At 41.1% G+C, this 21,469-nt stretch carries 21 protein-coding genes; 5 read left to right on the top strand and 16 right to left on the bottom strand.

Annotated features, from left to right (window positions below; genetic code table 11):
* The first annotated feature begins 39 nt into the window (after nt 1–39).
* Complete coding sequence (locus tag KUG63_RS06510; RefSeq protein ID WP_020932217.1) at nt 40–468, top strand: ubiquinol-cytochrome c reductase iron-sulfur subunit; 429 nt, start codon at nt 40–42, stop codon at nt 466–468.
* A gap of 9 nt (nt 469–477) precedes the next feature.
* Here KUG63_RS06510 and KUG63_RS06505 read toward each other — a convergent pair whose 3' ends face one another.
* Genes KUG63_RS06505 through KUG63_RS06485 form a run of 5 tightly spaced genes read right to left on the bottom strand, consistent with a single transcriptional unit; the run spans nt 478 to nt 3,534 of the window.
* The gene (locus KUG63_RS06505) at nt 478–1,077 is read right to left on the bottom strand and encodes a DUF2490 domain-containing protein (protein WP_020932216.1); all 600 of its coding nucleotides are present in this window, start codon (nt 1,075–1,077) and stop codon (nt 478–480) included.
* Nucleotides 1,078–1,122: 45 nt separating this feature from the next.
* Nucleotides 1,123–1,653, bottom strand: a complete 531-nt coding sequence (locus KUG63_RS06500; RefSeq protein ID WP_287554470.1) for a PepSY domain-containing protein — start codon at nt 1,651–1,653, stop codon at nt 1,123–1,125.
* Nucleotides 1,628–2,098: a hypothetical protein gene (locus KUG63_RS06495; protein ID WP_020932214.1), complete on the bottom strand. Its 471-nt coding sequence runs from the start codon at nt 2,096–2,098 to the stop codon at nt 1,628–1,630. The genes KUG63_RS06500 and KUG63_RS06495 overlap by 26 nt, the downstream gene beginning before the upstream one ends.
* Before the next feature lie 51 nt (nt 2,099–2,149).
* On the bottom strand, nt 2,150–2,680 hold the full coding sequence (locus tag KUG63_RS06490; protein WP_041932892.1) for an FMN-binding protein: 531 nt from the start codon (nt 2,678–2,680) through the stop codon (nt 2,150–2,152).
* The gene (locus KUG63_RS06485) at nt 2,680–3,534 is read right to left on the bottom strand and encodes a DUF6662 family protein (RefSeq protein ID WP_287554467.1); all 855 of its coding nucleotides are present in this window, start codon (nt 3,532–3,534) and stop codon (nt 2,680–2,682) included. Before KUG63_RS06485 ends, KUG63_RS06490 begins: the two co-directional genes overlap by 1 nt.
* 218 nt (nt 3,535–3,752) lie before the next feature.
* On the opposite strand from KUG63_RS06485, the gene KUG63_RS06480 reads away from it, so the two are divergent.
* On the top strand, nt 3,753–4,031 hold the full coding sequence (locus KUG63_RS06480; protein WP_015006415.1) for a hypothetical protein: 279 nt from the start codon (nt 3,753–3,755) through the stop codon (nt 4,029–4,031).
* 235 nt (nt 4,032–4,266) lie between these two features.
* Nucleotides 4,267–4,737 carry a VF530 family DNA-binding protein gene (locus KUG63_RS06475; RefSeq protein ID WP_020162486.1) on the top strand — a complete coding sequence of 157 codons (471 nt, stop codon included), beginning with the start codon at nt 4,267–4,269 and terminating at the stop codon, nt 4,735–4,737.
* Nucleotides 4,738–4,949: 212 nt separating this feature from the next.
* Here the strand turns inward: KUG63_RS06475 and KUG63_RS06470 are convergent, their stop codons facing one another.
* The 4 genes from KUG63_RS06470 to KUG63_RS06455 all read right to left on the bottom strand — a co-directional run bounded on the left by KUG63_RS06470 (nt 4,950) and on the right by KUG63_RS06455 (nt 10,238).
* Nucleotides 4,950–5,144 carry a hypothetical protein gene (locus KUG63_RS06470; RefSeq protein WP_020162487.1) on the bottom strand — a complete coding sequence of 65 codons (195 nt, stop codon included), beginning with the start codon at nt 5,142–5,144 and terminating at the stop codon, nt 4,950–4,952.
* 181 nt (nt 5,145–5,325) lie between these two features.
* A complete protein-coding gene (locus KUG63_RS06465) occupies nt 5,326–7,605 on the bottom strand; it encodes a peptidase U32 family protein (RefSeq protein ID WP_287554465.1) in 2,280 nt (759 codons plus the stop codon).
* 125 nt (nt 7,606–7,730) lie between these two features.
* Nucleotides 7,731–8,759, bottom strand: coding sequence for a cysteine synthase A (cysK, locus tag KUG63_RS06460; protein WP_016389978.1), 1,029 nt, complete (start codon nt 8,757–8,759; stop codon nt 7,731–7,733).
* Between the two features lie 36 nt (nt 8,760–8,795).
* Nucleotides 8,796–10,238, bottom strand: coding sequence for a pyridoxal phosphate-dependent decarboxylase family protein (locus tag KUG63_RS06455; RefSeq protein ID WP_016389977.1), 1,443 nt, complete (start codon nt 10,236–10,238; stop codon nt 8,796–8,798).
* Between the two features lie 415 nt (nt 10,239–10,653).
* Between KUG63_RS06455 and KUG63_RS06450 the strand changes: the two genes are divergently transcribed.
* Nucleotides 10,654–11,760, top strand: a complete 1,107-nt coding sequence (locus KUG63_RS06450) for a hypothetical protein (protein WP_287554463.1) — start codon at nt 10,654–10,656, stop codon at nt 11,758–11,760.
* 357 nt (nt 11,761–12,117) lie between these two features.
* On the opposite strand, the gene KUG63_RS06445 is transcribed toward KUG63_RS06450, so the two are convergent.
* The 4 genes from KUG63_RS06445 to KUG63_RS06430 all read right to left on the bottom strand — a co-directional run bounded on the left by KUG63_RS06445 (nt 12,118) and on the right by KUG63_RS06430 (nt 17,262).
* Nucleotides 12,118–14,805, bottom strand: coding sequence for a cation-translocating P-type ATPase (locus tag KUG63_RS06445; RefSeq protein WP_287554461.1), 2,688 nt, complete (start codon nt 14,803–14,805; stop codon nt 12,118–12,120).
* A gap of 83 nt (nt 14,806–14,888) precedes the next feature.
* Nucleotides 14,889–15,614 (bottom strand): class I SAM-dependent methyltransferase, encoded by a 726-nt coding sequence (locus KUG63_RS06440; protein ID WP_015006423.1) that lies wholly within the window; start codon nt 15,612–15,614, stop codon nt 14,889–14,891.
* Nucleotides 15,615–15,637: 23 nt separating this feature from the next.
* The gene (locus tag KUG63_RS06435) at nt 15,638–16,633 is read right to left on the bottom strand and encodes a rhodanese-related sulfurtransferase (RefSeq protein ID WP_015006424.1); all 996 of its coding nucleotides are present in this window, start codon (nt 16,631–16,633) and stop codon (nt 15,638–15,640) included.
* Between the two features lie 104 nt (nt 16,634–16,737).
* A complete protein-coding gene (locus KUG63_RS06430; RefSeq protein WP_287554459.1) occupies nt 16,738–17,262 on the bottom strand; it encodes a YaeQ family protein in 525 nt (174 codons plus the stop codon).
* Nucleotides 17,263–17,446: 184 nt separating this feature from the next.
* Here KUG63_RS06430 and KUG63_RS06425 point away from each other — a divergent pair, with 184 nt between their 5' ends.
* Complete coding sequence (locus KUG63_RS06425) at nt 17,447–18,760, top strand: APC family permease (RefSeq protein ID WP_287554458.1); 1,314 nt, start codon at nt 17,447–17,449, stop codon at nt 18,758–18,760.
* Here the strand turns inward: KUG63_RS06425 and KUG63_RS06420 are convergent, their stop codons facing one another.
* From KUG63_RS06420 to KUG63_RS06410, 3 genes are read right to left on the bottom strand one after another with little or no spacing between them, the layout of a single operon-like run.
* The gene (locus tag KUG63_RS06420) at nt 18,761–20,350 is read right to left on the bottom strand and encodes a protein adenylyltransferase SelO (protein WP_287554456.1); all 1,590 of its coding nucleotides are present in this window, start codon (nt 20,348–20,350) and stop codon (nt 18,761–18,763) included.
* On the bottom strand, nt 20,347–21,027 hold the full coding sequence (locus KUG63_RS06415) for an ATPase (RefSeq protein ID WP_015006428.1): 681 nt from the start codon (nt 21,025–21,027) through the stop codon (nt 20,347–20,349). The genes KUG63_RS06420 and KUG63_RS06415 overlap by 4 nt, the downstream gene beginning before the upstream one ends.
* The gene (locus tag KUG63_RS06410; RefSeq protein ID WP_015006429.1) at nt 21,024–21,467 is read right to left on the bottom strand and encodes an acyl-CoA thioesterase; all 444 of its coding nucleotides are present in this window, start codon (nt 21,465–21,467) and stop codon (nt 21,024–21,026) included. Before KUG63_RS06410 ends, KUG63_RS06415 begins: the two co-directional genes overlap by 4 nt.
* Nucleotides 21,468–21,469 lie beyond the last annotated feature (2 nt).

Below are 21,469 nucleotides of genomic sequence, written 5' to 3'. Positions count from 1 at the left end.
GGCAAACTGTACACATTATTAAACTAGGGAGCACCTTAAATGGATAGGCGATCTTTTATTAAAAAATCCAGCAGCTTCGCCTTAGCAAGTAGCTGCGGCGCCTCCTTATTAGTGGGCTGCCAAACATCACCCAATATCAAAACCACTCTTTTAAAAACGCAGCAAAACAATAAAATAATTGCTCATAAAACTGTATTAGAAAACGATGACTTTGCTATTTTGCAGGCCACGACTGTCAAGGCACCGATCTTTCTACATCAACAAAAAAATGGAAAATATGTTGCCTTGCTCTTAAGCTGTACACACCAAAAGTGCACCGTTTCTGTGACGCCAGACAAGCTGGTTTGCCCCTGTCATGGTGCTAAATTTGATAAACAGGGGACGGTTCTTCAAGGGCCCGCTGATAAAAACCTTCTTGCGCTTGAACTTTCTGAACAAGGCAATGAAATTGTTATCTCACTTCCTTAATAACTGCTTTTAAAAGGCCAGACTCAACACGATTGCCGATGAGGTTTGCCATTTATCCTTTTGCTTTGCCACTATTTTAAAAGATAGTTGCGGCACCACTGTTTTGAATTTATCGAAGGTAACACCCATGTCTACCCGTGTTTGCGATAATTGATGCGCCGTTAAATCATAATAATATTCATGGCTCACAAACGGTTTAGCATTAAAAATTCGCTTGGGTAATACAACCTTAGCTCTCACTCGGCTGCGTTTAGAGTGTCCTTTTCCTTCTCGATCTCTAAATTCTTGGCGAACTCTCAATCTCCAATCAAGCTTATTGTTCCCTTTGAATTTTTGCTCTAATTGAACATAGGGCCTATTTTCTAGCGCCCAACCATCTTCTTCTAAGCTATAAACCCTTCGATAATGAACACCTAGTGTTAAGTCTTTTATCGCCAAAGGAAGTCTTACGCCAATATCTGCATGCTTTCTATGCAATATGCCTTTATCTCTTCGGGCTTCTATATCACCTTTAAAAGCCACTCCTTTTATGACGGCTTTTTTATTCACCTTTAACTGGCTTTCAGTTGCTAAGCAGCTAAAAGAAAAGCACCAAACAACAAGGCTCATTAATATGAATCGATTTAAGTTAACGAACATATAAACACCAATCTTTTATCCTGCAGTGTGTGTTATCCGCTTTCTGCTTCTTTTTTTAAAATGCATCGTTAAAAACAAATATAGCCCCGTTACCCACAAAACAAATAAAATCAATGAGCTAGGTAAAAAAACCCATAGCTTTACAGCATCATGAAAGAACGTACCATCATGAATTGACTCAATGAAATCTGACCGGCGATGGGCCACTTGCAATATTTCATTAGATTGAGTGTCTATTTGAATTTCCCAATCGCTCTTCGCTCGAACTTTAACAATGCCTTTATTGGGCCTTACATCCAGTCGGTCAATATCCGACCAACCGTTAACCTTTGCTTGTTTTACTGTTTTTGAAGTTGCTAGAATTTCATCAAAAGTAATTGAAGGAACAGAACTCACTCCGCGAGTGCTGGGCGGCTGGATCCAATCTACATCTTTTTTGAGCAGCAACAAGACGCCTGAGCCTATAACAAGCAAAATAGGTAAGGCACATAAAATTGATCCCCAATAATGCGTTTTCCGATTAAATTTTTTCCAATTTACTTTCATTTTTTCGCTTTTCATTTTTCTGTTTAACTTTCAACAACACATGAAGAGATAAACTGACAGGCAACACGAGACCTATCGCTAAGTGGGTGTACTCAAGCCATTGTCGAAACGTATCTTCTGCTACGTAATACAATAAATAGCCACTAATTATCAAAAGGCAGGGCATGGTAAGCAGCAAAATACCTGTCTTTCTTTTCTGTTTTGTTTTCCAACTTTTGGGTAGGTGGGCTCCTATAACAAAGCCCACGCCAATCATCATTAAAAATGCCATTGCACCGTGAACTTGCAATGCAGGGTATTGCCAAGCATGTTTTACCAGTCCATATTTGCCTTCTTGAAGAAACCAGGTTTTAAGAATAAAAAACCCACTGCCCGAGAACCAACTTAAGAAAAACAAACTATAAAGGCCGTAACGATATGGTTTAGGGAAATAGACAGTTACCATGACGTAAATAACTCATATTTATTACTAAATTAATTGTTAAACGAGTAGGCATTACAAGTGCTGTAAGACTTGTTGCCAAGTATGCGTCCAACGGTTTACTCCATCGGTAATATGTCGGCACGACAGCGTTGCACCCGAAATATTGTCAATCTGCTTATCTAACAATAATTTCTCAGAACTATCCCGACCATTAAACTGATCTAACCATTTAATATATCGAACTTCACTGCCATAACTTTCAACATAACGCAGTACCCTAAGCCCCTTTATCTTGCCTGAACTATCGATACCCACAGCCATATCAATCATTTCATGCTTACCAATAACTTGATCTACAAGAAACCACTCGTTGCTTTGTGTTTTCCATGCATTCAATTTATTACTCAGCACACGCATATCCGACGCATCTTCTATTGCCTCAACTTGAGCGTTAGATAATGTTAAATCCATTTTTTTCATCGGTGTGTTAGCAAACAACTCACCTTTTGCTTGCTCAACCGTTAAAAAAGTTTCCGCGTGTCCTATTGAAATCAGGCTTAACAGCATAAAGCCGAGTATGTACTTTACGTTTAACGCTTGCATTAAAACTCATAACCGAATGATACGCCGGCATGGTATTTCTCATGCTCATCAAAGTTTTTACCATCTTCACTAAAGCCGCCGCCCCCTTGGAACTGAAACAACACACCGCCTGTTGCCCACCATCGCTGAGTCGCATAATGAAGCGTTGGACCTATGTATTGGCCACTTTGATACCTATCGCCTAATCTAAAATCTGTTAAATCAAAACTAGAGCGCTGCACACCTTCTTCGAATTCTCCGTTTTCTTGCACACTTAAATAATCAGATTGAGAGCGATACTCAAGACCGACCGTCCATTTAGGCATAAATCGATATGAAACAGCCGCCATCAACTCTAATGAAATTTCTTCCTCTAATACATCGGGGGACTTTCTTCTTTCAAGCTCTACCTTAGGGTTAACAACAAATATAAGTGTGTCATCTAAAAAGTCTTTTTGAAAATAGAATGTCGTTGTTAACGAATCTTGATCGATATCTGCGCCATCTAATCTGTACGCATCTCTATGCTCAAAAGCCAAGCCTACAGATAAACCCATGACATCTTTATAAGGGCTCAAAATATTATATTTAAGTGCCGCTTCATACCCTGCAAACTGAAATTTATCAAAGCGCTTGCCAGCCCCTCCCTGTGTACTAAACATAGGGTCATTGTCTGAATTATTCAGTGAGTAGTTATGATCAAAAAACACCAGCTCAGCGCTTACAGTTAATTTATCCGTTATTCCATACTCAATTTCTGGCCTAATATCATGCGTAACATAATCACCTGAGTTTTTTCCAACCTTAATTGTGTCACTCAGTTTGAACTCATAACTCCCTTGCGGCCTCGTGTCTGTACCTTTTGATATAGCCATTGGTTTTCTCCTGCCACTGAAGCACCACTGGCTAACGTCAATAGACTGACTGCATACAACTTTTTCATAAAATTAATCCCTCTCCATAATTTTAATTAATAGTAATACGAATCATTCTCATTAGCAATAAGATTATTAAAAGTATTCTCTTGACAGCGCCAATCCATTTGTTTTAAATATTAATGATAATCATTCTCATTAACAAAAAAGGTATTTGTATGAAATCCAATAGCACACCATTAGACCCTTCATCAAACATTGCAGACATGGCGACAAACATAAGCATTGAAAAACTACAGACGACTGTTTTGTTTTTAACAACCAAATATGCACAAACTAGGGAGTTAAAATTTGCTCAAGCAACCTATCAACACCTCTGTATGATTAATGATCACACCGATGCCAGCCCTGAACTAAAATACTTTGCCCAATCTTTAATTATGAAATGGCGGTTAATCGCATGTAATACTAGTTCACGCTTTTCATCACTTAATTAGCCCTGCTCTACCCTAATACGGTTTGCTTATTTGGGTGCCTATGTCATGCGACTCCAGCTGACCAAGCATTTATTAAGCAGGCCGTATTTAATAGCATTGAACATATGATGTAGCGATTTTCTCGGTAGTGCCGGCTGTGTTAGTACAGCTAAACGAAAAGTCTTATCGCTTCACTCTGTCGCCGGTTGCTGACAGGTATAATGGAGGCCTAACCCACCTGATTAAGACAAATATCATGAATGACCCAATTGATTACACAAATAACCCGCTGCATGGCCTTAGTTTAAAGAACCTGCTGCTTGAGATCGTTGAGCATTACGGCTTTGAGATTCTCTTTGCTTATTTGAATATTAATTGCTTTAAGACTAACCCGAGTATTGCGTCGAGCCTTAAGTTTCTAAAAAAGACAACTTGGGCGCGTGAAAAAGTTGAGGCATTTTATCTATATGAATTTAAAAACCTGCCCAAGGTATCATCTAAAGAATTCTCAATACCACCTAGAGACCGACTTGTTCCAGCAAATCAAACGCCCGGGAAACCAGCTGAGCTAAGTTTGGAAGACGCGGAACAATTACAGACTAAACGTGTTAATAAAGCCTCTACCTATAATAAAGGCCAACACACAACGCACGAGAATAAGCGCCCGCCCGTCGAGGATAGCTATAGCCCTGAAAATACTGAGGATCCTTGGGCAAAATGGCGATAAAACCCAGCTACGCTATGTCTATTTAGGTGACATAAAATGGGCTGGCTGGCTGCTTTATATTACCCTTAAAGCTCGATGTCTAAACCCATGTGGCGTTGAACAGCACTACTCAACTACTAAAAGCGAAATATGCTAATTACACGCCTAGACTAAGGAAACCAGTATCATTATTTGCAACAAACACGCAGCCTGCCAGTGTGTTTGGGTATCGGCTATTCGCTATTTTTTTTAAACGAATCGGAGATGGCTGAACCGTACGCTGTTTCTTGTTCACGGCCTGCAGCCTGTTCTTGCTGGTTCTCAATGTCACGTGCCTTAGCCCTTAGTGGGTTTGAGCCCATACCATCTTGTCCATCACAACCGATCAAGAAGGAACTTGTTACGATGATAAATAATATCTTTTTCATACTTAAATACAGTTATTGATGAGCCTAATGACCTATTAGTATAACCGTTATTCCCACTAAAATTTTAGCGTGAAGGGCTATTTTAAAAAAATACTTTTTGAGTGGTTCAACTGCTTAAGCGCACAGTATTTTTAAACTACTGCATACACAAAGCAACCAATACTACAAGCTCAGCTGCTTGTTATAAGCCTTGTCTATATTGTGCCATCGTCGAGACAGGAACCATTTGATTAAGCTGTTGTTTTGCTGCCTTTTGACCGCTTATTATTTGCTCAAAAGAATCTATCAATTGTGTTTTGTTCTGCTCTTCTTTTGACCCTGCACCGATATTGGTTAAATCTATAAAAAATTCATCAAATAAATCAGCCAAATCATTCACTACATCTAGGTTCAAAAACTGCTCATCATTGTAAATGCTGGGGTAGCCACCTTTTTGCTTATCAATGGCAAACGACACACCTTTTACATTGGTAATAGTCGTTGCCTTTTGACACTTAAGCATGCAGCCATCTTCAATGCTCGGTTTTTTACACCCCACAGTTTGTTGAAAGAAACATTGTCGACTGGTCATCATTAAAATGGGGTGATAAATACTGTAGAGCAATTTGAAATTTTTGGGTCGCGCAATATTTTTAATTTGCATACGATTAATTTCATTAGAAATAAACGCACCCGAACAGTTAAGCGTTTCTTGCAAGGTTAACAAAGCATATGAATTAGTGGTGTTTAAAAACGGTCCGGCAACCCAATCTATTCCCATTTCAAACGCTTTATAGGCAATACCCGTATTATTAGTAACAATACGTTTAGGGCGCACATGTTTTAGGACATTAACGGCTTCTTGGTAATCTTTACCAATTAAAACAGCGGGAAACCACGGTATTAAACGTGGGTTTTGAAGAAATAAATCAATGTGTTTCGTACAGCCTTTTTTAAAGCTTTCTGGCAACTTAAAGTAAATGTCCGCCTCTGTTACCTCACATAAATGCAGGTCTTTCTCATCCGCTATTAAAATAGACATAGACGGCTTCTTATCTATCGATGAACCTTCTTCTACTTTTGGGTGATTGAGCAGTGGCGGCACATCGACATCCCGCAATATCTCAACAGAATCATTCAGCAGGAAAGCGGCTTTATTTTTTAGCCGTGCCAGTTCTTTGAATGGCAGGCTAATATTGTCTGCTAAACGACTAAAGTCTATGGCTTCAATCGTATATCTCGCCTTATTGAAGCCTTTAAAACGCTTCTTGATCGCATTGGTATCCAGTGTTGACTGTGTTGGGTTTTTCAGTGGCTCTGCAGATTCGATCACATGTGTTGTCTCATCTTGCCCATTTGCAGTCTTTACCTGAATAGTTAGCACTAATGGCTCACCCACTTGCCCAGAAAAAACCAAATTCAATTGCTGCTTATCGATATTTAAGCCTTTAATTTTGTCGGCTAATTCATCACCAATTTTATTTTTATCTTCATACAAATCTTGTTTTGCTTTATGAATATGGACAATCGATACAGCCTGGCTTTTCGTCACTGCGTGTTCAACACTGTGATCTCTGGGATTATCAATAAACATGTCTTTGGTCAGATCACCCTTTAAAAAGGAATTGGTGAAATCACGATTAAAGACCTTATGTAAATTTGAATCGTCTTCTAATAAGCGCCCTGTTTGTTCAAATTTATCCATTTGTTTACGCCAGCTATCCACCACCGTATAAACATAATGCGCACCCTTAATACGTCCTTCTATTTTTAACGAGTCGACGCCCGCGTCCACTAATTCAGGTAAATCAAAATAGGCTGAATTGTCTTTTAAATTAAGTGGGAAATTATTGCCCGTGGCAGTGGTTTCATACTCATCTCGGCACGCTTGGCTACACCGCCCACGGTTACCAGAGTTGCCGACACTTACCGAGCTTGAATAACACTGACCAGAAAAAGCTATACAAAGCGAACCGTGTACAAAAACTTCGGTTAATACATCATGATCATGTGCAAAACGGGTCAGGCTTTTAACCTCGTCAAGGTTTAGTTCGCGCGATAAATTAACCCGAGAAGCGCCAATTTTGCTTAAAAACTGTATTTGCCCTTCATTGTGCGTCGTTAACTGCGTTGAGGCGTGTAAATCAAGACTTGGAAAATACTTCTTTACTAAATTAAATGTGCCAAGGTCCTGCACAATAATGCCATCCAGACCGCTATTCACTAATTTATTCAACAGTTTGATTAGGCTTGGTAATTCTTGCTCCAATATAACGACATTGAGCGTTAAAAATACCTCGCAATCGTGCTGATGCGCTAAACGTAATACGCCACACAACTCATCAAAAGAAAGGTTGGTTGCGCGATTACGTGCATTAAAAACATCTAAACCGCAATAAACAGCATTTGCACCGGCAACAATGGCCCCTTTAATTGCTTCTACATCGCCGCCGGGTGCTAATAACTCTATTTGCTTATTCATTCAATTCATCGTGTCTGACTATAAAAGCTTATTCTACTGTATCCAACACTTGCACCGGCTATTAGTCGTCACACTTCAACTCATTGCTCGATAAGCAAAGCCCTAGTCGTGAGACCAATAATGAATTAAAACTGATAACCCGGTGTTGACTTAGACACAGCTATTTCATCCTCTGACATCTCAATCGAAATATCATCAAACAAAGGCGTACTTAAATAACGCTCGCCAGTGTCTGGCAACATACATAAAATATTCGCACCTGACTTCGCTGTTTCGGCTATTTTCAAAGCCCCAGCTAAGGTAGCACCTGCTGAAATACCCACAAAAATACCTTCTTGTTGCGCTAAATCTTTCGCACACTGAATGGCCTCTTTGCCATCGATAGATAGCAGTTCATCAATACGTGAGCCAGCATCCACCACTTCTTTTGTTAACACGGGAATAAAGTCTGGCGTCCAACCTTGTATCGGGTGAGGGTTAAAGCTTGGGTGGCTTTCATTTTCAACTTGCGCAATACCACCACCTAATAAGGCTGCATTTACCGGCTCACAGACAATAACTTTGGTTGCTGGGCTTTTTTCTTTTAATACGGCTGATACACCGTTTAACGTCCCGCCTGTTCCATAACCGGTGACCCAATAATCAAGCGTTACATCGGAGAAATCTTCTAGAATTTCTTCTGCCGTCGTTTTCATATGCATTTGCGCATTTGCTGGGTTTTCAAACTGTTTTGATTGCCACCAGCCATTTTTAGCCGCCAGTTCTTCCGCCTTTTTAACCATGCCCGTGCCTTTTTCATGCGCCGGCGTTAGCACCACTTTTGCGCCTAAAAAGCGCATCAGTTTTCTGCGTTCTACGCTAAAACTCTCGGCCATGGTTATCACCAATGGGTAGCCTTTTTGTGCACATACCATTGCTAAACCAATACCGGTATTGCCACTGGTCGCTTCTACAATCGTTTGACCTGGCGTTAGCTCACCTTTACGCTCAGCATCTTCTATAACACCCAAAGCAAGCCGATCTTTAACCGACCCCATTGGGTTAAACGCTTCTATTTTGGCAAAAACATTCACCCCTTTTGGGCCAAGCTTATTGATCCGTACAACCGGCGTATGACCTATTGTTTGTAAAATATTATCGTAGCGTTGAGCCATATCAATCTCCTTATTTAAGAACTACTTTAGTTAGTATTAAATGAGTGCCTGAGCAATTTCAAGCACTTCATTGACCAAATCATCAGCATGATGCCAATCTGTTCTAGCACCCAAAAAGCACGGCCGGATAACCAGCTTATTATCCACCATGGTGGTGCTCGGAATATTAACACCATTTTTCATTAGTTGACGGTGAATTTTTTTATTTAAGCCATTTAAATCATCTACTTTTTCATTAACATAACGGAAACAACATACCGATAACGTCGGCTTTAATGCTAATTCTAAATGAGGGTGTTTTTCTACACGTTCAGCAACACGTCGCGCCATAGCATTGTGTCGACACACACGCGCCTTCATTCCCTCTACACCAATTTCACGAATCAAAGCCCATACAATAGCACCTCGAGCAGGTGCAGATAGCTCAACACCTAAATCATGATACGGAAAACCAATGGTATCCATTGAGTTCTCAATGTGTTCATTTTTTACCGTTGTTGTTTCTAGGTAAGCTGCTTCGCCTTGGTTAAAGGTTTTATATTGCGCTTGAACATCGCGCACAAAAGTCGCCCCAATACCAACCGGTGCACCTAACCATTTATGAGCATCAACAGTAATAGAATCAGCTAATGCCAGCCCCTTATATAATTCATGTACTTGTGGATCTAATGTGCCGGGTAAACCATAAGCACCATCAACATGAAACCAAATATTATGTTCACGTGCAATTTCGCCAATTTCTTGCAAAGGGTCAATCGAGCCTGTGTTCGTGCTGCCTGCATTAGCCACAATAGCCACTGGTAATGCATCGGACTTTTTATCTTCTATTAATAAACGTTTAAGCTCTCTCGGTGAAAGCCTCATCATATTATCAACAGGCACATGCACCATCGCCTTTCGCCCCATACCCAACACAGCAGCTGCACGGTGTATGGTGTGGTGACTATGCTCAGTGGCATACACTTTACAAGCGCGCTGAACACCGTCATTTGCTGGGTCTAAACCAACTTTTTCAAAGGCAGACTGCCTAGCCGCGCCTAAGCCTATTAAATTAGCCGTAGAACCGCCACTGCTAAAAACGCCTTGCATACCCTTTGGCAAATCAAACATTTCAGTTAACCAATTTAACGCAACCTCTTCTAAATGGTTAAAAGCGGTCATGCCAACACGTTGTGGTGATGCCACTATTCCAGCCAATGTCGCAATAGACCCCATATCCGTCGCGGCTGTTGTTATATAGGATGTACAACCGGGTTTAGCCAGTTGCGACCCATTCGGCATCACATGTAAACCCAATTCACTAATCACCTGTTTTGCACCAATACCTTGCGTAGGTACTGGACGATTTAATGCTGTAGTCCAACTGTCCACGGTTGACATGGCATCAGGCTGTTCAAATCGCTGGCATTGTTCGATGGCACTGCTTAACTGTTGCAATAACTCAGGCAGGTGATTACATTCTGCTTTTTCTTCAAACATTAAAATATCAAACGTTCCGAGTTTTAAAGGGCTACTTTACCATTGCAGCATTCATCGCCAACATAGTTTTTTATTATCAGTTTCGCAAGACATGTTATAGCCTTAAATGACCCTTTATCGTCTCCTTTATCGCACTAATGATGGCAACACAGCTGTCCTTTTAGCCCCCACTTAAACCGATACTTGCTCTGCAAACTATTTACAAACCTCTTTATGGGATCGTTACTTGAACAAGTGTTATCGCTTGATTATTGAAGTATTCATCAATATTGAGCCCGTTGCTGAATTGGAATACTAGTATTGATTGGCGTAACCCTAATTAATACCCACGAGCCTATTTATCGTTAAATTCAACTTTAATATGACTTATAGATAGTCTATGGTTATGTGATAAAAATAATATCAAAGGAGCCTCATGAGCACTCAAGCAGCAAACCAGTCACTTTCATCTACCCTACTATCAGGGAGCATGGGTATCATTGTTGTATTAACCCTAGCCGCTCTTTGTATTGCACCTTTTGAGCAACACTTTTTTACCGGTTGGGTGGGTATCGCATTTATGTGCGCAACACCCACACAAGTCATTTTAAATTTGTTTTGGCATAACAACTTACCCAAACGAATCGGCGATATGCCACAGCCACTAAAAGGCATTTGCTTAACCCTTATTACTGTTGCTGCAGGTGCATTCTTCACCTTGTTATTGTCTGCCTTGGTTGGGCAAAATTATGGCGATACCCCGATGTTTATCCAGTATACGATACTAACGGTTGTGACTGTTTTGTGGCTTATTCCGATATGGCATGCTTGGCCTTTTTCTTTACTGAGTAAAAACCCTGTCATCATTGGGCTTGTTACTTTAGTGGCCACCTATGTCATAGCCTATATAGTCTGGTTTATCTTTTTTGACTACACCGCATTAGCACATATTCCTACACCCAACGGCGAGATTGTTCACCCGCTTTACCACCCAGAAATTGACCCGAAAGGCTTATTCGACTCATGGGTTGCTATGACATTTGCCGTCACAACGGCAGGGGTGATCGTTATTCATTCTTTATTTGACTTTTGGCCTATTAACAAGCTGTCGATGGGCCGCCCGCAGCCTATTCGCGGCCTTATTGGAACGATCTATGTTTTACTTTTTGCATTCATCGTACGCTGGTTTTTTACTGATTTTATCGGCATGGAACAGGTCAGCTATATGATTCAAGTACCGGTCTGCATGCTTTTTGGTGCCTTTTTGGTTAACAATATGATGCAATTTAGCCTCTTCCCTAACCTAAAGCAGCCTTACCGTGGTTTTGCGCTATTAGCTTGTGCGGTTATAGCAGGCTTAGTCATGTACCGAGTCTACAGTTATGCTGGATATTTATTCGTAGGGCATGAGCTAATATCAGGCCCAGCAGGTGGCTGGGAACTTGAATTATGGATTGCCACAGCCATGTTAGGTGTAACCTTTCCTATGGTATTCCTCGTCTCCGGTTTTTTTGATTTTTGGTTACTGAAAAAAGCAAAATAAAACCAGTATTTAACTAAAACACACCATCACCAAAGGAAAAACAGTGCCTTCCCTCAAAAATAAAGAAGGCACTGTTTCTCGACAACTCATCAATCTGGATTCAAGCTTAATTAATTTTATGGCTTAGTTAGTTTATGGCTTATTAAGTGGCTATATTATGTACTGGCAGCCCAGCGAGCTAGATTTCAAATCTCAACATTATTTAATAACATCACCAGCAGCCGAACAAAATCAGTGTTGATACATCAAAATCATCAACTGACCTCAGAACAAACGTCATCAATCAAAAACAACCCTAGAGCATGTTAACTCATCACTCTGTTTGATTTTGTACCCATTATTCTTGGCATAGTAGTATCACCATGTCAGCCATTTCAATACAAACCGATTCTCGCGCCTTACAAATACTCGCCGTATTTCATCTGCAATAATAATCGTAATGGCAAACGGAATGCTCAAACTTAACTGCCATAATTCCAGCGGCGCGGTACCAAAGAACGTATTCATCAAAGGTACATAGGCAATTAAAGCCAATAAGATCAACTCTGACACAACACCCAGTAACACGAGTTTATTGGCAAAAATACCTACCGTTAAGATACTTTGTCGTCGTGTACGACAAATTAATACATCGGCAATTTGGCAGATAATGATGGACGCAAAAAAAGCAGTAATCGCTTGTCGATACAGCGGATCGGATACGGCCAACGCCTCGCCCCATTGCCAGCCGCCATCCAGCAGGATATAAAAATAACTAAAAAAGCCGGCAGCCGCTTGAATCATGCCGACAATGCCATAGCTCATAAACAATAAATTTCGCGTTAAGAGCCGCTCATGTCTGGCACGTGGCGGTTTATTCATCACATCGGTTTCAGGCTTTTCTGAACCTAAGCCCAGCGCTGGAATAATATCGGTGCCTAAATCAATCGCCAGTATTAACACCACGGTGAGTGGCAGCGGGATATCCAACAAAACATAGGCGATAAAAGGCAGAATTTGAGGGATATTACTGGTTAAAATATAAGCGATAAACTTTTTGATATTATCAAAAATAGTCCGGCCTTCTTCAATAGCCGTCACAATGGTGGCAAAGTTATCGTCCATTAACACCATATTACTCGCTTCTTTCGCGACATCTGTCCCCATCAAGCCCATTGCTACGCCCATATCTGCATTTTTAAGCGCAGGCGCGTCGTTCACCCCATCACCGGTGACCGTGACGATTTGATCTTTCTTTTGCAAGGCTTGGACTATTTTCAACTTTTGCGCTGGTGTAATACGCGCAAATATCAATTCATTTTCATCCAGCAAGCTCGATAAGCCAGCCTCATCTAATGCTGATAATTCATCACCATTTAGCACCTTGCCGTTCTCACTAAATAGGCCAATTTGTTTACCTATCGCTTTAGCTGTAGGGCCAAAGTCACCGGTTAGCATAAACACACGTATGCCAGCCTGCCGACATTTTAAGATCGCCTCAGGAACTTCTACCCGAGGCGGATCAATCATGCCAACAACCGCAACAAATATGTAATGCGCATCCGGAATGCCATCATTATCAAGATTCCTATAAGCTAATGCTAAGCCTCGCTCACCTCGTTCAGCCAGCGACATATATTGCGCAACAACCTGCTTTCGGTAAGCATCGGTAAACGCCACCTTTTGACCATTTAAATGAATCTGATCACACATCGCCATCACCACTTCAGGCGCCCCTTTTAAATAGGCATGAAAATGATCGCCCTCTGGTGATTCATTAACGGTCACCATATATTTATCTTCAGAGGTAAACGGTTTTTCGGCTAGGCGTTTAGTCTGAACAATGCCTTTAATTGAGGTTAGCTTTTCTGCGTAAGCCAGCAGCGCCACTTCTGTTGAATCACCACTGTATTTCAGCTCACTGTCTAGGTGTGCGTTATTACAAAGGGTCATCACTCGACGGGCTATGTGTAATTCCACATCATCAGCAGTCAACGATAGCCCCACATCGTATTCACGTTGGTTAGTAATCAAGCTGTTAACACTGATTTTATTCTGCGTTAGGGTGCCAGTTTTATCGGTGCAAATAACGGTGGTGCTACCCAGTGTTTCAACGCTTTCTAAATTTTTAATCAGCGCATTTTTACGCGCCATTCGTTTACTGGCCATGGTGAGTGCTAATGTGACCGTTGGCAATAAGCCTTCGGGTACATTCGCGACGATGATCCCAATCGCAAAAATAAGGCTACTGATCTCCCCTTTCCCAATCGCCACGCTCACGGCAAAAAAGCTAATACCAAGCACTATCGCAATACTGCTGATTATTTTTATGAAGTAATTTAGCTCTTTACCAATGGGAGTTTCAACGTTTGAGGTCTGCTTGGTTAACTCAACTATTTTACCAATTTGAGTCGCCATACCTGTTTCACAAACCAGCACCTTAGCATTGCCACTTTGTACCAAGGTACCTGAAAACACCATATTTCGGCTTTGATATGGGTTCTCGCTATCAGCCTCTAACTGTAAGGTTTCGGGCGTACTTTCACCCGTTAAACTACTCATATCGACTTGCAGTTGATTAACGCGAATTAAGCGCCCATCTGCCGAGACTTTATCGCCCTCATACAGCAACATGATGTCACCAGGAACCACTTGGCTAGCGGCGATCTGCTTAACCTCACCTTCACGTTCAATATTAACCATCGTTGGTAACATTTTCTGAAAGCTTTGCATGATTTTTTCACTTTGATACGCCTGTATAAAGGTGAAAATAGCGTTGAGTAATACCACGCCATACAGGGCACAACCAATATAAAAGTTACCTTGACCTGGGTCCAAATAATCAGCAAAGAAAGCTAAACTGCCCCCAACCATCAGCAAGATGGCAAAGAAATTTTTAAATTGTAAGAGGAATTTTATATAGCCAGGTGTTTGCTGCCGAACGTGTAGTTCATTCGTACCAACAATTTTAAGCCGCCGCTCAGCCTCTTCATCTGACAAGCCTGTTTCATGGCTATCAAGTGATTGATAGAGCTCACTAATCGGGCATTGATGAGGCTTTTCCATAATCACACTCTTAGCAATTTACACTCAATTAGCCGCGAAACTAACAAACCATTATGATTATCTTGGCAGTTTTATCGTTCAACTCAGCCATCAATAAACGTTAACTTAGCTAAATAATCATAGTGCGGCCCTTGCTGAACTATCTCGCAACTAAAGCCATTTCTGTCAGCTGCATCTTGTAATAATTCCTCAGCAACATATAACCAATTAAATGGCTTTCCAGTAATATCTTTATAAGACAAGTTAAACTCGACCTCACCATGATATTTATCATTTAAATCAATCAGGTAAGAACCATCGTCTTGTTCGTAAAGGTAGATAAGATCTGAGCTATCTAACAATATTTGTCCATTCGGTGCCAACAAACTTTTTGCTTTTGAAAAAAAGGCATCAAAGCCCTCTAATGTTTCAACTAAGCCGATTCCATTCATTAATAATAATAAGGTATCAAACGGTTCTTCAGGTAAATCATAAAAGTTACACAATTTAACCGTTGATAAACCGCGCTTTTTCATCAACGCCACTGAATGAGGCGATATATCTAAAGCAGTCACATCGAGTCCTTGATTCTGCAAATACAAACTATGTGAGCCTGCACCTGCGCCTACATCTAACACTTTTCCATAGGCTAACTGAAGGGCTGCTTGCTCTAACGCGGGGCACTGCTCATAGGAACGGAAAAAATAGCTGGGCGCTAGCGTATCTTGCTCTGCAATATCCATATCAACGAAGATAGGCGTATCATCTTGCGTTTGATAAAAATTTATCAGCGCAGACCCTATCGGGTCCTCATTTTTATTTATCAACACAGTTTTAAGAAGGGTGTTTTCATTTAAGTGTCCTGTGTTTCGCTGTTGGCTTCGCGTTTCTTTTTAAGTTTATCTTGCCGATGCTGCTCAATCAATTCAGCCATTTCACCACCAATATGTTCCTCGCCGCGTTGTTTTGCCAGTTCAATTTGATGTTGACGTTCAATAAACCGTGCTTTTTGCTCCTCATCCGTTTTATCAAAACAATGATGGCAACTGATTCCCTGCTGATAGTGCGGATGCAATTTATCTTCTTCGGTAATGGGCATTCTGCAACCAAAACACTGATCAAAACTGCCTTTTTCTAATTGATGATCCACCGACACGCGGTTATCGAAGACAAAACATTCTCCTTCCCATTGCGTTTGCTCCTCTGGCACTTCCTCAAGGTATTTTAGTATCCCACCTTCCAGGTGATACACCTCATCAAAACCCTGTTGTTTGAGATAAGCAGTCGATTTTTCACAACGAATACCGCCGGTACAAAACATCGCTACTTTTTTATGCTTCGTTGCATCTAAATTTTCTTTTACGTAATCAGGAAATTCGCGAAATGTTTGCGTTTTAGGGTTTAGCGCCCCTTTAAATGTACCAATCGCCACTTCATAGTCATTGCGGGTATCCACCAATAACACATCAGGGTCGTTAATCAGTGCATTCCACTGTGTTGGTTTAACGTACGTACCCACTATATCGTTAGGGTCAATATCCTCGACACCCATCGTGACGATTTCTTTTTTAAGCTTCACCTTAGTGCGGTTAAACGGTTGCGAATCGACATACGATTCTTTGTGAACAAGGTTTTTAAACGCTTCTTGATTTCTTAGCCACCCTAATAGGTGGTCTATCCCATTGCGTTTTCCTGCAACGGTGCCATTAATGCCTTCAGCGGCGAGCAGTAAAGTACCCTTAATACCCTGATGTTGCATTAGCTTAAGTAAAGGCTGTTTTAATGCGGCGTGGTCAGCTAATCTAACAAAGTGATAGAGCGCACAAACAACGTAGTCTTGATTTTTCATATGTATCCTCAATGAGCTGGCTGGAACGTAAATCCAGTGCCTTGGTTGATTATTATATCAAACCGGCCAAAAACTTAGCGCAAACTCTTAAGAACCCACTCTGTTTAATAGCTTTTTAGGTTAACTATTTGATTTAAGTCATTATCACTTAAGTACATTTCACCGTCTTGGATATTACACTGTAAATTCATCGTTCGGCCCGCCAATGCTTCTACCCCACTGGCTGTAATGTGCACGATACTGAGATTTTTAAACCGTGCTAACTTTTCGCCGTGTTGTTGCCACCAAACAGTCGCCTTACCTTCGTGATAGGTATAAATAATCACTTGTTGTGCTCGTCCACAAGCCTTACGGATACGTTTTTCATCTGGCTGCCCAAGCTCAACCCATAATTCAATCTCACCTGTTAATGATTTTTGCCATAATTCCGGCTCATCATCGGTTGATAAGCCTTTGGTAAATGTCAGGTTTTCATTAGCATTGGCTATAAAAGCAATTAATCGAACCATCAACCTGAAATCATTTTCTGATGGGTGTTGGGCTACTGTTAACTCGTGAGTTGCATAATAATGGCTATCCATATTAGCGATACTCAAAGACACTTTATTAATGGTTGATCCGATAGCCATCTACGTTAATAATTTTTTTAATCACAAAAAAACAGGCTAACAGATTAAAGCATTTTTGACACAGCTCATTGACGCATTCCCCTCTAATGATTGATAGTTATTACACCTTTCAATCATTAGCTCCAAACACAATAGAAAACCTACCAACGAAAACTATAGCGTTATTAACTAATCAATAGCCATCATGACACTAGCTGAAAAAAAAACCATCCATAGATCAAGAGAAAAAACTCTTGGCGTGCCAGAATTAATTGCCATTGCATTGGGAGGGATGGTTGGCGGAGGCATTTTTACCATTTTGGGCATTTCTGTTTCAATGGTCGGTGCGTATACACCCGTGGCTATCTTTATCGGCGGCGGAATTGCCTTATTAGCCTGTTATTCATATATAAAGCTGGGCGTTTACTACCAAGATGAAGGAGCTACGTACTCGTTTTACAAAAGAACCTTTCCCGAATCGCGGTTTGCCGCCTCATTAATTGGTTGGTGTGTGATTTTTGGTTATATCAGTACACTTGCTTTATATGCCTATACTTTTTCTTCTTACGCCGTTAGTGCTGTTGATTTTGCAAACAATGAATGGGGACGAAAAATCGTTGCTGGACTGATCATTTTAAGCTTCACACTAATCAATATATGGAGCGTTAAAGGTATGGGTAAAATTGAAGACATTATGGTCTATAGCAAATTAATTATCCTAATCGTGATCTCCTTTGTGCTGATTAACAACAGCCAGACCTCCCTGCCTGAGCTTCTGCAAAACGAACAAAACACTAGCCTTCTATCAATACTTATTGTGGCATCACTGACCTTTGTCGCCTACGAAGGGTTTCAACTAGTCATCAATGCAGTGAATGAAATGGAACAGCCTGAGGTCAATATTCCAAAATCAATTTATTCTGCTATTTTTTTAGCTATTTTGATTTATGTTGTGATTTCACTTGGCGCCATTTTAGCTATCTCATTTGAAGAAATTATCGAGAACCAAGAATATGCACTCGCTGCTGGAGCAAATCACACACTCGGCCAATGGGGTACAGACCTTGTTATTATTGGTGCACTGTTAGCCACCAGTAGTGCAATTAGTGGCACCTTATTCGGTGCTTCAAGGCAAATGGCCGTCATTGCTCAAGATGGTTACTTTCCTGCCATTCTCGCCAAACGCTCTGGCCAAATACCCACTGCGTCCATTATCGGTATGTCGATAATGGCATTTTTATTAATATTAGCTGGAAGTCTGCGCATTATTCTTGAGTTTGGTAGCATTACGTTTTTGCTTGTCTCTGTATTGATGGCTTATGCAAACTTTAAAATTCGGCAGCTAACAAAGGCTTCCCCGTTAATAACAATAAGCTCCATCGTCGGGCTTGTTTTAGCCACCGCACTGATCATTTATTATGAGTTTACGCATCAACCGCAGCAATTAGCTTTTATCGTAGGAATATATGCTTTGCTGACCTTAAGCGCTTGGCTTTATTCTAAAAAAAACCAACCTTAATTAAGAGCTACACGACAGCATAGAACAACCTACTTTATGCTTCGCCCAATCTGGCCTTTTTTGATTGAGGTGTTCTTTATCAGGTTGTTCATCATATGGGTGCCTTAAAACCTCTAAGAGCTCATTCACCATGCTGTGATCGCCTTTCTCTGATTTATCGATCGCCAGTTGAGCCAAATAATTACGTAATACATATTTAGGGTTAACGCTGTTCATTAAGGCCCTTCTTTGCACCGCATTTTGCGGCTCTTGTTCGCACCGTTTCACATAGCGAACTAACCACTCGGTGATCGCCTCTTTCGCCTGCAGCTCAAGCTCATCAATATAAAACGCTGGCTTTAAATGCTCTATCGCTGTTGCGACGTTAAAGTCATCAGAAGTTGTCTGAATATCTGCTAATCGCCTAAAGAAAATCGTCATATCTGTTTCATGCAAACTAAAAAATGACAGCAATTGTTTAACCAACTCACTATCAGTCTCTTCTTCAAGCTGCGAGAAACCGAGCTTTTTAGACATCATTAATAACCATTGTTGACCGTAACGCTCAGCATACTCGTTAAGCGCTTTTTCCAACGGTTCTGCCTCCTCAATCAACGGATAAATCGCATTTGCTAATTGATATAAATTCCAGTGCGCTATTTTTGCTTGTTGAGCAAAGGCATAACGATGATGTGTTGCATCGGTGGTATTAGGTGTCCAGTTAGGGTCATACGATTCAAGCCAACCATAGGGACCATAATCAATGGTTAAACCAAGTATCGACATATTGTCGGTATTCATGACCCCGTGAACAAAACCAACTCGCATCCATTCTATGACCATATCGCAAGTTAATCTGCAGACCTCTTCAAACCACTTCAGATAAATCTGCTTAGACGGCACTGAGTCTTTTTCTAGTAAGTGCGGAAAATCGGTTTCAAGCGTGTAATCAACAAACTGTTTTAATAAATCTTTATTTTGTTGCCCGTAATATTGAAAATGCCCGAAACGCGTAAAGGATGGTGCGAGCCTACAAACGACAGCACCCGGTTCAGGCGCCGGGTTACCGTTGTACATCACATCACGCATAACATGCTCGCCAGTACTTGCTAGACTAAGTGCCCGCGTGGTTGGCACGCCAAGATGAAACATCGCTTCACTGCACAAAAATTCTCTAATCGAAGAGCGTAAAACAGCTAACCCATCTGCCGTTCTAGAGTACGGTGTTGGCCCGGCTCCTTTAAGCTGCAAAGCCCAACGTTCACCCTTTTTATTAACAATTTCTCCTAAATTAATTGCTCGCCCATCGCCCAGTTGCCCTGCCCAATTTCCAAACTGATGGCCGCCGTAACAAGTAGCATATGGCTGCATGCCATCGAGTTGTTCATTCCCTGAAAAAGTATTGAGAAACTGTTCTGATAAGCAATCGTCTTCATCTAAGTCTAATAATGCCGCCGCTTCTAGAGAGTAAGAAACCAGCGATGGCGCCTTCATCTGTTTTGGACTAACCCATGAAAAACAAGCTCCCTGAACCTGCCGCGGGTAATTCTCGCTAACATTATCAGCAGGTAACTGGCTTACAAATTTATTACTAAAGGTTAAATTATTCATACTGCCTCTTCGGTTGGCATTAAGTCTGCAAATACAAAGCCATCACGTTCCACGACTTCACCCAGCAACACCCCAATGGAGTACTTAAACATCGGGCCAGCATACGCAAAACTATGAAACTCACCATTTTCACCGCATGGATCAACACCAATCGGTAAGTCATCTAAAAACTGTTGGTTAAAATCACGCCCTACAAAACTGGCTGGCAACTGCTTAGGGTCAATACAAGTAATGTGCGTTTTTAAGCCAGCTGCTAACATCTGTTGAGCTAGTTGATCGGTCGGTTTCAACCAGAGTGGGAATAAAGGCTCTATCCCAGTTGGTTTTAAGTTGTCTATTCGGTATTGGCGAATATCCTCTAAAAATAAGTCGCCAAAGGCCATATGCGTGGCACCCAGCTTTTCGATGGATTCAAAAAAAGCACTCATTGCTCGGTTATATTCATTATTACTACATGGCGATGGAATGGGGATAATATATAAGGGGAGGTCTGCCGCCGCCGCTTGTTGCTTTAGCAGTTCCACACGAACTGCATGCATCGCAACACGTTGGTGTGTTTGATTGACCGTTGTTACTAAACCAAGCAGTTCAATATCCTCATCTTGCTGAAGTTGATAAAGTGTCCACGCGCTATCTTTACCACTACTCCACGATAATAAGGTTTTTTTCTTTGTCATGGTAGCGTTACACCTTCTACCGATTGTTCAAAAGAAGCAACTTTTGCTTTAATATCGTTGGGAATTGGGGCTGTTTGTTGACGTTTCATATCAAACCAAACTATCACTCCTCGGCTCGTTAGTACGGGAGTATCCTCACCTTTGTGATAAATATCGACTAACATTGTTGCGCTTTTATTACCCATTTGACTAATGCGCGTATGAACCTCAAGTAAGGCTGGATAATGGACTTGTTTTAGATACCTACATTGCATATCCGCTAATACCCAGCCCGACTCTATACCCGCTTTAAGGGTTAAGCCCATCACCTCTTCGCAGTAAGCAACTCGACCGGATTCAACATAACGAACAAATTCAACATTATTAATATGTCCATAAACATCTGCGTCACCCCAGCGAACAGATAATGGAAAGACATGGTTAAATTCTTGTTTACTCATCA

Origin of the sequence: Cycloclasticus sp. (genome assembly GCF_019090545.1) — a bacterium.
Classification (GTDB): domain Bacteria; phylum Pseudomonadota; class Gammaproteobacteria; order Methylococcales; family Cycloclasticaceae; genus Cycloclasticus; species Cycloclasticus pugetii.
This window is presented reverse-complemented; position numbering and strand designations above follow the sequence as displayed.

What these genes read in the sequence shown, in the direction of transcription:
- KUG63_RS06470 (WP_020162487.1), bottom strand. Translation starts at nt 5,144, where the DNA reads ATGAAAAAGATATTATTTATCATCGTAACAAGTTCCTTCTTGATCGGT.
- KUG63_RS06485 (WP_287554467.1), bottom strand. Translation starts at nt 3,534, where the DNA reads ATGGCTATATCAAAAGGTACAGACACGAGGCCGCAAGGGAGTTATGAG.
- KUG63_RS06425 (WP_287554458.1), top strand. Translation starts at nt 17,447, where the DNA reads ATGACACTAGCTGAAAAAAAAACCATCCATAGATCAAGAGAAAAAACT.
- KUG63_RS06455 (WP_016389977.1), bottom strand. Translation starts at nt 10,238, where the DNA reads ATGTTTGAAGAAAAAGCAGAATGTAATCACCTGCCTGAGTTATTGCAA.
- KUG63_RS06495 (WP_020932214.1), bottom strand. Translation starts at nt 2,098, where the DNA reads ATGGTAACTGTCTATTTCCCTAAACCATATCGTTACGGCCTTTATAGT.
- KUG63_RS06475 (WP_020162486.1), top strand. Translation starts at nt 4,267, where the DNA reads ATGAATGACCCAATTGATTACACAAATAACCCGCTGCATGGCCTTAGT.
- KUG63_RS06465 (WP_287554465.1), bottom strand. Translation starts at nt 7,605, where the DNA reads ATGAATAAGCAAATAGAGTTATTAGCACCCGGCGGCGATGTAGAAGCA.
- KUG63_RS06480 (WP_015006415.1), top strand. Translation starts at nt 3,753, where the DNA reads ATGAAATCCAATAGCACACCATTAGACCCTTCATCAAACATTGCAGAC.
- KUG63_RS06420 (WP_287554456.1), bottom strand. Translation starts at nt 20,350, where the DNA reads ATGAATAATTTAACCTTTAGTAATAAATTTGTAAGCCAGTTACCTGCT.
- cysK (WP_016389978.1), bottom strand. Translation starts at nt 8,759, where the DNA reads ATGGCTCAACGCTACGATAATATTTTACAAACAATAGGTCATACGCCG.
- KUG63_RS06450 (WP_287554463.1), top strand. Translation starts at nt 10,654, where the DNA reads ATGAGCACTCAAGCAGCAAACCAGTCACTTTCATCTACCCTACTATCA.
- KUG63_RS06490 (WP_041932892.1), bottom strand. Translation starts at nt 2,680, where the DNA reads ATGCAAGCGTTAAACGTAAAGTACATACTCGGCTTTATGCTGTTAAGC.
- KUG63_RS06430 (WP_287554459.1), bottom strand. Translation starts at nt 17,262, where the DNA reads ATGGCTATCGGATCAACCATTAATAAAGTGTCTTTGAGTATCGCTAAT.
- KUG63_RS06415 (WP_015006428.1), bottom strand. Translation starts at nt 21,027, where the DNA reads ATGACAAAGAAAAAAACCTTATTATCGTGGAGTAGTGGTAAAGATAGC.
- KUG63_RS06510 (WP_020932217.1), top strand. Translation starts at nt 40, where the DNA reads ATGGATAGGCGATCTTTTATTAAAAAATCCAGCAGCTTCGCCTTAGCA.
- KUG63_RS06500 (WP_287554470.1), bottom strand. Translation starts at nt 1,653, where the DNA reads ATGAAAGTAAATTGGAAAAAATTTAATCGGAAAACGCATTATTGGGGA.
- KUG63_RS06445 (WP_287554461.1), bottom strand. Translation starts at nt 14,805, where the DNA reads ATGGAAAAGCCTCATCAATGCCCGATTAGTGAGCTCTATCAATCACTT.
- KUG63_RS06435 (WP_015006424.1), bottom strand. Translation starts at nt 16,633, where the DNA reads ATGAAAAATCAAGACTACGTTGTTTGTGCGCTCTATCACTTTGTTAGA.
- KUG63_RS06410 (WP_015006429.1), bottom strand. Translation starts at nt 21,467, where the DNA reads ATGAGTAAACAAGAATTTAACCATGTCTTTCCATTATCTGTTCGCTGG.
- KUG63_RS06505 (WP_020932216.1), bottom strand. Translation starts at nt 1,077, where the DNA reads ATGAGCCTTGTTGTTTGGTGCTTTTCTTTTAGCTGCTTAGCAACTGAA.